At 60.5% G+C, this 11,829-nt stretch carries 11 protein-coding genes and 1 pseudogene; 8 read left to right on the top strand and 4 right to left on the bottom strand.

From position 1 onward, the window contains the following. Positions 1-133 precede the first annotated feature (133 nt). Both QA646_RS02305 and pdxH read right to left on the bottom strand, forming a co-directional pair. Positions 134-1,950: pseudogene (locus tag QA646_RS02305) on the bottom strand (methyl-accepting chemotaxis protein). 257 nt (positions 1,951-2,207) lie between these two features. Next, positions 2,208-2,828: a pyridoxamine 5'-phosphate oxidase gene (pdxH, locus tag QA646_RS02300; protein WP_283057351.1), complete on the bottom strand. Its 621-nt coding sequence runs from the start codon at positions 2,826-2,828 to the stop codon at positions 2,208-2,210. A gap of 63 nt (positions 2,829-2,891) precedes the next feature. On the opposite strand from pdxH, the gene QA646_RS02295 reads away from it, so the two are divergent. From QA646_RS02295 to QA646_RS02280, 4 genes are all read left to right on the top strand, one after another. Continuing rightward, entirely contained in the window at positions 2,892-3,350 is a 459-nt protein-coding gene (locus QA646_RS02295) for an RT0821/Lpp0805 family surface protein (protein ID WP_283057350.1), read from the top strand. A gap of 341 nt (positions 3,351-3,691) precedes the next feature. Next, the gene (locus QA646_RS02290; RefSeq protein ID WP_283058943.1) at positions 3,692-4,852 is read left to right on the top strand and encodes a DnaJ domain-containing protein; all 1,161 of its coding nucleotides are present in this window, start codon (positions 3,692-3,694) and stop codon (positions 4,850-4,852) included. A 122-nt stretch (positions 4,853-4,974) separates the two neighbouring features. Next, positions 4,975-5,793 carry an enoyl-ACP reductase FabI gene (fabI, locus tag QA646_RS02285; protein WP_283057349.1) on the top strand — a complete coding sequence of 273 codons (819 nt, stop codon included), beginning with the start codon at positions 4,975-4,977 and terminating at the stop codon, positions 5,791-5,793. Between the two features lie 18 nt (positions 5,794-5,811). Next, positions 5,812-6,405 carry a histidine phosphatase family protein gene (locus tag QA646_RS02280; RefSeq protein ID WP_283057348.1) on the top strand — a complete coding sequence of 198 codons (594 nt, stop codon included), beginning with the start codon at positions 5,812-5,814 and terminating at the stop codon, positions 6,403-6,405. Between the two features lie 31 nt (positions 6,406-6,436). Here the strand turns inward: QA646_RS02280 and QA646_RS02275 are convergent, their stop codons facing one another. Next, entirely contained in the window at positions 6,437-6,697 is a 261-nt protein-coding gene (locus QA646_RS02275; RefSeq protein ID WP_283057347.1) for a DUF1344 domain-containing protein, read from the bottom strand. A 299-nt stretch (positions 6,698-6,996) separates the two neighbouring features. Here QA646_RS02275 and aroC point away from each other — a divergent pair, with 299 nt between their 5' ends. Then, on the top strand, positions 6,997-8,094 hold the full coding sequence (aroC, locus tag QA646_RS02270) for a chorismate synthase (protein ID WP_283057345.1): 1,098 nt from the start codon (positions 6,997-6,999) through the stop codon (positions 8,092-8,094). A 10-nt stretch (positions 8,095-8,104) separates the two neighbouring features. Next, positions 8,105-9,208, top strand: coding sequence for a 3,4-dihydroxy-2-butanone-4-phosphate synthase (gene ribB / locus QA646_RS02265; protein ID WP_283057343.1), 1,104 nt, complete (start codon positions 8,105-8,107; stop codon positions 9,206-9,208). Positions 9,209-9,237: 29 nt separating this feature from the next. Here the strand turns inward: ribB and QA646_RS02260 are convergent, their stop codons facing one another. Further along, on the bottom strand, positions 9,238-10,428 hold the full coding sequence (locus tag QA646_RS02260; RefSeq protein ID WP_283057341.1) for a winged helix-turn-helix domain-containing protein: 1,191 nt from the start codon (positions 10,426-10,428) through the stop codon (positions 9,238-9,240). A gap of 107 nt (positions 10,429-10,535) precedes the next feature. Between QA646_RS02260 and QA646_RS02255 the strand changes: the two genes are divergently transcribed. Then, the gene (locus QA646_RS02255; RefSeq protein ID WP_283058942.1) at positions 10,536-11,213 is read left to right on the top strand and encodes an energy-coupling factor ABC transporter ATP-binding protein; all 678 of its coding nucleotides are present in this window, start codon (positions 10,536-10,538) and stop codon (positions 11,211-11,213) included. Then, entirely contained in the window at positions 11,213-11,815 is a 603-nt protein-coding gene (locus QA646_RS02250) for an energy-coupling factor transporter transmembrane protein EcfT (RefSeq protein WP_283057340.1), read from the top strand. Before QA646_RS02255 ends, QA646_RS02250 begins: the two co-directional genes overlap by 1 nt. Positions 11,816-11,829: the final 14 nt, after the last annotated feature.

Genomic DNA, 11,829 nt, shown 5'->3' with positions numbered 1-11,829 from the left:
CGTTCCCACAAAACCGCGCTTTTGCGAGACATGCGTTAGCAGGGGAAGAAAACGACGAGGCGAACCCGGGCATCCAAACAGGAAAAAGCCGCCGGATCGCTCCGGCGGCCGCATCACATCACGGCGGCGGTCGTCAGCTCGCCATGCGCATCTGCTGTGCGACGCGCTGCAGGCCGTAGCCCTGGCTGCCGGAGACCTTGAAGCTGCGGATGAGGTTCAGCAGCTCCTCGGTATCGTTGGCGAGCGCCTCGGCCGAGGCCGTGGTTTCCTCGGCCATCGCAGCATTGTGCTGGGTCGCCGCGTCGAGCTGGTTCATCGCCGACGAGATCGAGCGCAGGGTGGTATCCTGCTCGCCCGCCGAGTGGGCGATCTTCGAGACGATGTCGCTTGCCTTCTTGATCTGGTCGGAGATCCGCTTCAGCGCCTCGCCGGCCTGGCCGACGAGCTGGACGCCATTCTGTACCTGGCCGGTCGAATGCGAGATCTGGTCCTTGATCTCCTTGGCGGCAGCGGCCGAACGCTGCGCAAGCTCTCGCACCTCCTGGGCAACGACGGCAAAGCCCTTGCCGCTCTCGCCGGCGCGGGCGGCCTCCACCCCGGCGTTGAGCGCCAGGAGATTGGTCTGGAAGGCGATCTCGTCGATGACACCGATGATCTTGCTGATCTCGATCGACGATTTCTCGATGCCGCTCATGGCGTTGATCGCCTCGGCGACGACGGCATCCGAACGAGATGCCTCGTTCGAGACCGTATTGACGCGTTTGGCGGCCTCCTGCGCGCCTTCCGCCGTCTGGCGGACGGCGACGGTGAGCTCGTCGAGCGCGGCGGACGTCTCTTCGAGGTTGGCGGCCTGCTGTTCGGCGCGCTGGGAGAGTTCGTTGGAGGCGCGACGAATCTCTTCCTTCGAGCCGCCGATGTCGACACCCTTCGCATTCACCTTGGCCATCGCCGCTTCGAGATGCGACAGCGCATCGTTGAAGTTGTCGCGAAGAGTTGTGTATTTCGGGCCGAGGTCCCCGCAGCGAATGGTCAGGTCGCCGCCGGCGAGCTCTTCGAGTGCCGCACCGATCGTCGAAACCACGTGCGCCTGCTGTTCGCTTTCCTGCCGCTGCAGAGCGGCGTTCTGCTGCCGCTCGGTATCGAGTTCCAGATCCTGCACCTGCTGGCGCTCGGCCATGGCGTGGCGCTCGCGCACCTTGTCCTGCAGCGCATGGGTGGCCTTGGCCATCATGCCGACCTCGTTGCGCATGTCGGTATGCGGGATCGCGATGGTGACATTCTCGTCGGCGACCGCTTCCAGCGCGCCATGGATCGCGGTGAGCGGACGGGTGACGCCGCGAACGACGACGAAGGCAGCGATGCTGCCGAGGCCGAAGACGAACCCGACGAACAGGGCGTCCTGTACGCTCTCCCTGATCGTGGCGTCGAGGTCATCGAGATAGGCGCCGGTGCCGATCATCAGGCCCCAGGGTTCGAAGGTGGCAGAATAGGCGGCCTTCGGGGAGAGCTGGTTCTCGGCCATGCCTGGCTTCGGCCATTCATAGGTCGTCCAGCCGCCGCCCTGCCGGGCCTTCCGGACCATCTCGGCCAGAAATTTGTTGCCGGACTTGTCGGTTGCATTGGCGAAATTCTTGCCGATGTCCTTGCCGTCCAGATAGAACACGCGGTTGACGTCGTAGTCGTAGCCGAAGATATAGCCGTTTGGCTCGAACCGGATCTTGGCGACTACGTCGTAAGCCTGGCCCTTCGCCTCTTCGGTCGTCAGCTCGCCCTTCACTTCGAGGTCGTGGTAGCGCTTGAGAACCGACACGGCAGCCTGCGTCTGGGCGCGCAGCATCTCATAGCGCTCGTTGTAGATGCGCGGATCTGGAAGAAGGTGGCGATCGCGAAGGCGAACATCAGCCCGCCGATCAACAGCATCAGTTGCGTGGAAATTCTCAGGTTCTTCATCGTGTCTCTCAGACAGGGTCCGATTCCGCCGCCTGGATGGGGATCGCAGCTTCAACCGACGGCACGTCGGCGCTTCCTGCGCCCATCATGTGCTGCATCGCACTATGTATCGACAGATACCGATGCAACTATAAACTTTTCCCTAAGGCTGCTGAAAAACCCGCCGGAGCGCTTTTGGGTTGGACATGATTCTCTTGGGCCTGTGCGCTGGCGCAGCACCATTTTCAACAGCCTGTTAGGTGTCGGCATAAATCCCGTTACGGATACATCCGCACCTTTTCCCAGGCGCCCTCCGGCACATCACGGCGAAACTCGACGCGATCATGCAGGCGGAACTGCCGATCGTGCCAGAATTCGATCGAGAGCGGTCGGATGCGGAAGCCGGACCAATAAGGCGGGCGTGGAATATCGCCAATGGCGTAGCGGGCAGTATATTCGGCGACCGCCTTTTCCAGCGCGAAGCGGCCCTCCAGCGGACGCGACTGCTTCGACGCCCAGGCGCCGATGCGGCTGCCGCGGGCGCGGGTCCTGAAATAGTCGTCGGCCTCGTTGTCGCTAACAACTTCAACCAGGCCGCGCAGCCTGACCTGCCGGCGCAATGACTTCCAGTGGAAGCACATGGCCGCTTTCTTTTGGGAAAGAATTTCTTGGCCTTTCTGGCTTTCGAAATTTGTATAGAATACGAATCCCTGACTATCGAAACCTTTCAGAAGAACCATGCGGACATTTGGCAATCCATCCTTATCGACCGTTGCCAAGGCAACCGCATTCGGGTCATTCGGTTCATTGGCTTCAGCGTCGCGCAGCCAGGAAGCGAAAAGCGCGAAGGGTTCGTTCTGTTCGGTGAAGTCACCGCTTGTTAACTCGTTTTCCGACATATTAGCTCAAATTCTCCGCATTTCCTAAAAACAGCCAGCCCCAATACTGGCCAAGATACTCGGGTGGAAGTCATAGCAAAGTCGACGGTTCATACAAAGCGCAAGCTTGCAAAAGGCGCGACGATGGCGATTGCCATTCTCTCCCTTTTCTCTCTTGGCGGCTGCGTCGGCAGCGGCATGGACACGCTGAGTTCGGCGAAGGTGGATCGGAGCCTTTCAACTGGCACCGTCCCGACCGCCCCCGTGACAACCGACAGTGTTTCCGACGAGACTACGGTGCGTAACGCCGTGACTTCGGCAGACCTCAACAAGCTGAACGGACAACCCGTGCCCTGGGCGAACGCCTCGACAGGCAGCGCCGGCGTCATCGACACCATCGTTGAAAACAACGCCTCGGGACAGGTCTGCCGCCAGTTCCGCACCACCCGCCACTCCTATGAGGGTATTGCCAATTTCTTCGGCAAGACCTGCCTTCTCAATGATGGCGAATGGCAATTGCTGAGTTTCCAGCAGGCCGGCTGATCGCCGTCCCGTTTCTCATTTCATGGTGAAAAGCAGCTCGATAAGCGTGCCCGCCGCAATGCCATCTGCAAGCGGGTGCCGTCAGCTTTTGGCGGCGTGGCTTCCCAGACGACATCTCATATCAAAACTTAGCGAACGGCTAACCATTACGGCAGATCGAATCGGCGCGGCCTGACCGGCGTAACAACTGATTAGCAACTGCTCGCGCAGGATCACACCATATGCGCGTCAACCTTCTTGCTTCCGGGGGAGCGAAAGATGCGGCGCGATGCATGTGTTTTCTTTCTTTCGGGGTGCCACAACGAGGCCGGGCACACCTTTCAAAAATGGTGGTTACGATGATGCGCGATCCTTACAAGGTGCTTGGCGTAAAGAGGGATGCTGGGGCGGATGAAATCAAGGCGGCATGGCGCAACCTGGCCAAGGCCGTGCATCCCGACCATAATGTTGGCGATCCCACGGCAACGGAGCGCTTTGCCGAGATCGGCCGTGCCTATGAAACGCTGAAGGACCCGCAGAAGCGCAGCCGCTACGATCAGGTTGCGCGTATGGCCGAGGCGACAGGCCAAAGCAAAGAGCAGACCATCATGCAGCAGCGACAGGCAGCCCGCGAAGCCGCGGAGCGCGCCAAGGCTGCGCGCGCTAACGCTGAAAAGATCATGGAAGAGCTCGCACGTGCCACTGCTCAGAAGGCGCAGAAGGCTGCCGCAGCCGCCAACCCGCAGGCCGCCGGGTCCGAGTCACCCGAGGATATGGTCGAGCGCATTTTCGGTGCCAAGGCCGCCCGCGCTGCACCGAACCAGTCGGAGACTGCCGCCGGCGCCGCGGAGACGGAAAAGCAGCGCGAACCGACCAACGGCGAGGCTGAAGAGACCTTTGCCGAGGAAGAGCAGCTTGCGACAGGCACTGGCCCAGCCGCCTTCCGCTCGCGCTTCGGTATTCTCGGCTCACTCGTGCGCCGTATTACGGGCGGCACCCAGGATAAGGTGCCGGAGAAGGCGCCGGAGATCGCCGCGGAAGCGACCGTGACACTCGAAGATATGCTGAAGGGCAACTGGATCACCGTACCGCTTTCCGACGGACGGGAGGCGCGCTTTCAGGCGACGACGGATATCACCAACGGCCAGGTCGTACATCTGAAGGGCCAGGGGCTGAAATTGCAGGGTATGCAGCGCGGCGATGTCGCGATCACCATCCATCTCTCCGCCGACAGCCGCTTCACTCTCAATGGCCTCGACGTCCATACGACGCTTCCGGTGACCATCGAAAATGCGGTGCTCGGTTATGAGACAATGGTCGAGGGGTTGAACGGTCCGGTCAAGCTTACAGTCCCTCCTTGGTCCGGTTCGGATCAGGTCATCCGAATCTCCGATCAGGGACTGCCGGACGGGCACGGCGGAAAAGGCAATCTCGTGGTGGAATTGCGCTTGATGCTGTGGGAAAAACCGGACGATAAAGTTACTGATTTGATGCGCAGCATGCGCGAGGGGCTTTTTTTGTGAAATTTCAGTGACAACCGCACCCTTTGTTACGATCCCTAACAGTTGATGATCTTTCCGATGCTTGAACAGGGGATCGGCCTATGCCATAGGCAGGATCAATCGAAAGTTCAAGGGAGCAGAATATGGCTCAAGCCACTGGCCTCATGGCAGGCAAGCGCGGCGTCATCCTCGGCGTTGCAAACAACCGTTCCATAGCGTGGGGTATTGCCAAGGCCTGTTCGGAAGCCGGTGCCGAAATCGCGTTGACGTGGCAGGGCGATGCTTTGAAGAAGCGCGTCGAGCCGCTCGCCCAGGAACTTGGCGCCTTCATGGCCGGCCATTGCGACGTTACGGAACCCGCGACGATCGACGCCGTCATGGACACGCTGGAAGCGAAATGGGGCAAGATCGATTTCGTCGTGCATGCCATCGCCTTCTCCGACAAGGATGAGCTGACCGGCCGCTACGTCGATACCAGCCGCGATAATTTCGCGCGCACGATGGATATCTCCGTTTATTCGCTGATCGCTGTTGCCCAGCGCGCCGAGCGCATCATGAACGACGGTGGCTCGATCATCACGCTGACCTATTACGGTGCCGAGAAGGTCATGCCGAACTACAACGTCATGGGCGTTGCCAAGGCTGCTCTCGAAGCGAGCGTGCGCTACCTTGCGGTTGACCTCGGCGGCCGCGGCATTCGCGTCAACGCCATTTCGGCCGGCCCGATCAAGACGCTCGCCGCCGCCGGCATCGGTGACTTCCGCTACATCTTGAAGTGGAACGAATATAACGCACCGCTGAAGCGGACAGTTTCGATCGACGAAGTCGGCAACTCCGCGCTTTATCTCCTCTCCGATCTTTCCACGGCCGTCACCGGCGAAGTGCATCACGTCGATTCGGGTTATCATGCCATCGGCATGAAGGCCGTGGATGCGCCCGATATCGCCGTCGTCAAGGATTGATCAACAGGAAGCCTGACCGTGCCGCCTCTCTATGTGATACGCCACGGTCAGACGGACTGGAATGCCGAGCGCCGGCTGCAGGGACAGAAAGATATCGATCTCAATGCCATCGGCCGCGCGCAGGCGCGGCAGAACGGTATCGAGCTCGCTGAAATCCTCGCTTTCGAAAACCAGCCTTTCGACTTTGTCGCGAGCCCGCTCAGGCGGACGCGCGAAACCATGGAGATCGCGCGCGAAGCCATGGGCCTGCCGCCCAGGGATTACCGCACCGACGAGCGGCTTGTAGAAGTCTCCTTCGGCGCCTGGGAAGGCTTCACCCTCAAGGAATTGAAGGCGACCGAGGCCGAACGCCTCGCCGAGCGCAACGCGGGCAAGTGGGACTTCATCCCGCCCGGCGAGGATGCGGAAAGCTACGAAATCCTCTCCTGGCGCGTTGGATCCTGGCTGACTTCGGTCGATCGGCCGACCGTCTGCGTCACCCATGGCGGCGTTATCCGCTCACTGTTCCGATTAATCGCCGATATCTCGAAAGAGGATGCCGCTGACGCGGAAATTCCGCAGGATCGTATCTTGAAGGTCGATCCTGAGATAAACATCATTGGCTGGATCTGAAAGCCGCCACCAAGCTGATATTTTTCGATCCCTACTGCACAATGTCGAGATCGTTGATGACGCGCTTGCCATCGACCTCGGTATAGAAGACGACGACCTTCACGCCGGCTTTCAGGCCGGTGAAATCGAAGTCCTGCGGTGCTTGATAACTTTTGCCATCGTCCAGCGTAATGCTGAAATTCTTCTCGTCGACCTTCTTGATCGTCGCCTCGACGTCAGCGCTTTCGGCAAAACCGGCGACGGGAGCGAGAAGACTTGCCGTGGCCAGAAGGGTCGCAACAAAGAAGCGCATCGGGAGTACCCTTTAATCTCAATATCGGTGCTAAATTTGATTGATCACAGGTAACGCTTTGAATATGGCGGAAGTTGCCCGCAACAATGGCGTTCGTCGCCCAATTGATGAATGTGTTTTCACAATCCACAGCATGGATTAATCTTCGTTTACCATAACAGGCGCCGGCAGGTGCCGGCCTGCGCGGCCACAATGGAAAGAAAGATTTGCCTCGGCAGCTTTTTGGCCTATGAGTGTGCCGCAATTCCAAGAGATAAAGGCGCGGCTGCCGCCGGGCCGCAGCAATCCGGTCGTTTCCCATGTCGCACAATACATTCGGTCATCTCTTCCGCGTCACCACCTGGGGCGAAAGCCACGGGCCGGCACTCGGCTGCGTCATCGACGGCTGCCCTCCAGGGCTGCGTTTCAAGCTTCAGGACATTCAGGTCTGGCTCGACAAGCGCAAGCCCGGTCAGTCGCGCTTCGTCACGCAGCGCCGCGAAGACGATCTCGTCAAGGTGCTGTCCGGCGTGATGCTGGATGAAGACGGCGAGACGATGATCTCGACGGGCACGCCGATCTCGATGCTGATCGAAAACACCGACCAGCGCTCCAAGGATTACGGCGAGATCGCGCGTCGGTACCGCCCCGGCCATGCCGATTATACCTATGACGTCAAATATGGCATCCGCGACTATCGCGGCGGCGGCCGTTCGTCTGCCCGCGAGACGGCAGCGCGCGTCGCGGCCGGCGGCATTGCCCGTCTCGTGGTACCTGGCGTCACCGTGCGCGGCGCGCTGGTGCAGATCGGCAAGCATAAGATCAACCGTGCCAATTGGGACTGGGCTGAGGTCGATCAGAACCCCTTCTTTGCTCCCGATCCGGAGATTGTACCGGTCTGGGAGGAATATCTCGACGGCATCCGCAAGGCCGGCTCTTCGATCGGCGCCGTCGTCGAGGTCGTTGCCGAAGGCGTGCCCACCGGTCTCGGCGCACCGATCTACGGCAAACTCGATCAGGATATCGCCTCGCTGCTGATGTCGATCAATGCTGTCAAGGGCGTCGAAATCGGTGAAGGCTTCGCCTCCGCGGAACTGACCGGCGAGGAAAATGCCGACGAAATGCGCATGGGCAATGACGGCAACCGCATTTTCCTGTCCAACCATGCAGGCGGCATACTCGGCGGCATTTCCACCGGCGAGCCCATCGTCGCGCGCTTTGCCATCAAGCCGACCTCTTCGATCCTGACGGAACGCCAGTCGATCGATGCCGACGGCAACAATGTCGATGTACGCACCAAGGGCCGCCACGATCCTTGTGTCGGCATTCGTGCCGTCCCGATCGGCGAGGCGATGGTTGCCTGCGCCATCGCCGATCATTACCTCAGGGACCGCGGCCAGACCGGCCGGCTGAAATAAGGACGTTTTCATGCCCTATGATCAGAAGCGCGTCGTGGAAGCCATCCGAGCCTTCGAGGCCGGCGAGATCGTCGTAGTCATGGATGATAACGACCGCGAGAATGAAGGCGACCTGATCGTTGCCGCCGTCCATTGCACGCCCGAGAAGATGGCCTTCATCGTCCGTCATACGTCGGGAATCGTCTGCACGCCGATGCCGCGCGAGGAGGCCAAGCGCCTCAATCTCAACGCCATGGTGGCGGAAAACGATTCGGCCCATACAACCGCATTTACCGTCTCGGTCGACTTCAAGCACGGCACGACCACTGGCATTTCCGCTGATGACCGCACGCTGACGGTGCGCAATCTCGCCAATCCGAATGTTGGCCCGACCGATTTCGTTCGCCCAGGCCATATCTTCCCGCTCGTCTCTCGCGAAGGCGGCGTGCTGATGCGCTCGGGCCATACGGAAGCCGCCGTCGACCTCTGCCGGCTCGCCGGCCTTCCGCCGATCGGCGTCATCAGCGAGCTCGTCAATGACGACGGCACGGTGACGCGCGGCCAGCAGGTGGTGGAATTTGCCGGACGGAATGGGCTGAAGCTCATCTCCGTCGCCGACCTCATCGCCTATCGCCAGCGCAAGGAAACGCTGATCGAACTCGGCGCCAGCTTCGATATCGAAACACCGTTCGGCAAGGCGCGTGCACATACCTATTCGCTGCCTTGGGACCCGATGCAGCATCTCGCCGTCGTCTTCGGCGATATCCGCGACGGCATCGACATTCCGGTTCGTTTGCATCCGGAAAGCGTGGCCGAAGACCTGTTCGGCAAGCGCCGTCCGGTCGATTTCTACATGAAGAAGATCGCCGACGAGGGCCGCGGCATCATCGTCTATCTGCGGGAAGGCTCGGTGGGTGTCGGCCATTTCGACAATGGCCGCAAATCCCGCCAGGCCGGCCACGAGACGCATGCCGAGGCACAGGCACGCGACAGCGAATGGCTGGAAATCGGCCTCGGCGCGCAGATCCTGAAAGACCTCGGCGTCAGTTCGATCAAACTGCTCACCAGCCGCGAGCGGCACTATGTCGGCCTGGAAGGTTTCGGGATCAAGATCGCCAAGACGGAGATTTGCTGATTCTTCCTTCTCCCCCCGGGGAGAAGGTCCTAGCCGCGCCACCCGTCCAGAAATGCCACCTTCTCCACCCCGGTAAAGCGCGCCACCCGGTCCAATTCGGCTTCCAATTTTCCCAGCCGTCCGGCGGATGCCCGGACACCGGGCTCTAACCATAACCGTTTAACGTCCAGCGTGCCCGCTTTGCGGTCGGCTTTCATATCGATCCGGCCGATCAGCCGGTCTCCTTCCAAAAGTGGAAAGACATAGTAGCCATATTCACGTTTCGGCTCCGGCACGAAAACCTCGATGCGGTAGAAAAAGCCGAAGAGGCGTTCGGTGCGGTTGCGGTCGCGTATCGTCGGATCGAAGGGGCTGAGAACGCGCATCCGGGCTGGCGCTTCGGGGAAGCTGTCAAGCGTTGCCGAGAAATCGGCGAAGGCGAAGGAAGGGCGTGGCTTGCCGTCCACGGCGGGCTCGATCAATATTTCCGTCAGTTCGTCGCGGTGCGTCTCGACCCAGGTTTTGGACTCCTGCGGCGTCACCAAATCCCAGAAGGCGGCGATTTCGCCTGACGTGGCGAATCCCAGACGCTGCAGGGCGCTGCGGCAGGCCCAGTCGACGAATTCGTCATGGCCGACTTCGGGCGTGTGGAATCTTTCTGGCAAGACGCGCTCGACGAGATCGTAGACCTTTTGGAAATTGGTGCGGCCGGCAATCGCGAATTTGCCGGTGCGCCAGAAATATTCGAGCGCAGTCTTGTTCGGATGCCAGTTCCACCAGCCGCCGGAGGTGTGATTGTCGTCCTTGATCTCGCGAGCCGTGATGGCGCCGTTTTTCAGGACGCGTTCATAGGTTTCGTCGAAAGCGGCTTCGAACCCCTCGCCCCGCCATTTGCGCCAGCGCTCGACGATTGCTACTTCCTCGCGGCGGAATCGGTGCTTCCAATAGACGAAGAAGGCGCTCGGCAGGATGGACGCGTCGTGCGTCCAGTTTTCGAACAGCGCGCCATCCTTTTCCAGCAGTTCCGTCAGATGCTCGCGCCGATAGGTCTGATTGCGGGAAAACAGAATCTGGTGGTGTGCCCGCTCGACGGTTGCGATGCTGTCGACCTGCACGAAGCCGATATCGTGGATCAACTGCAGCAGCCCGGCCTTGGTCAAGGCCCGGTTCGGCGGATTGGAAAGCCCCTGCTTGGCGAGGAAGACACGGCGGGCATCTCGGTTTGAAAGCAGATTCGTCATGCATGGATCATAGGCATAAATTCCCATGCTTTCAAACGGGCGTTGATTTGATAATTCTTCGCGATGGGCTATAGGACCGCGATATCACGATGGAGCAGAGCAACAGCTTGGATATCCGCTTCGACAATGCCGGCGTCAATTTCGGCCCGCGGCCTGCGCTTGCGCCGCTCAGCCTAGCGCTGAGCGAGCGGCGCATCGGCGTGATCGGGCTCAATGGTTCCGGCAAGACGACATTTGCACGGCTGATCAACGGGCTCGCCAAACCGACGACCGGCCGGGTCACCGTCGACGGGCTCGACACCGTTACCGACGCCAAATCCGTGCTCGGAAAGGTCGGCTATATCTTCCAGTCGCCGCAGAACCAGATCATCCTGCCGATCATTCGTGACGATATCGCCTTCGGTCTCAAGGCTCGCGGGCTCGGCAAGAGCGACATCGAGGCAGCGGTGGACGGCATTCTTGACCGGTTCGGTGTCTCCCACCTGGCAGAACGGCGGGCGCATGAACTTTCCGGCGGCGAGCTGCAGATGGCAGCTCTCTGCTCCGTGCTCGTCACTGGCCCTGACATCCTCATCCTCGACGAGCCAACCAATCAGCTCGATCTCAAGAACAGGGCTCTGGTGCAGACCACCATTGCCGGCCTGCCGGAACATGTTATCGTCATCAGCCATGACCTGCCGCTGATAGAGGATTTCGACCGCGTGCTGCTGTTTGATCAAGGTCGCTTGATCGCCGACGCGCCACCGGCCGAAGCTATCGCCCGCTACAAGGAGTTGGCTGCCTGATGCAGACGCTGCACGTCGACGCCAACACCTGGATGCACCGGATCGGGCCGCGTCTCAAGCTCGACACGCTGGCGGCTCTCGGTATCCTATTGTTCCTGACGGATAATCTCGCGCTGCTCGGCCTGGCCGTCGCCATCGGCACCCTGCTCTATTTCAAGAGTGGGTTACCCGTGAGCGAGTCGTTGAAGCGGCTGCGGCCGGTCATTCTCACCATTGTCGTCGTGGCGCTGTTCAGCCTGATCTTCAATCCCGTCCATGTCGCCGCCGTCACCGTGTTGCGGCTGACCGCACTGGTGTTTTTCGCGGCTGTGGTGACGGCGACGACGTCGATTGCCGCTTTCATCGACGAGATTACAGCGCTTGCCGCGCCATTGGAAAAGGCCGATCTGCTCAAGGCCGCCGATATCGGTCTTGCGGTCGGCCTTGTCGTGCGCTTCGTCCCGGAAATCCTCGACCGTTACCGCGCCATACGAGAGGCGCATGAGGCGCGGGGGATTAAAATCCGCCTCACGACGACGCTGGGGCCGCTGATCATCCTGACCCTGCGGGATGCCGACAATATCGCGGCTGCGATTGACGCCCGGGGCATTCGGCGGCATTGAAAAGACACTGTTTT

Source organism: Rhizobium sp. CB3090 (assembly GCF_029714285.1).
Classification (GTDB): Bacteria; Pseudomonadota; Alphaproteobacteria; order Rhizobiales; family Rhizobiaceae; genus Rhizobium.
This window is presented reverse-complemented; position numbering and strand designations above follow the sequence as displayed.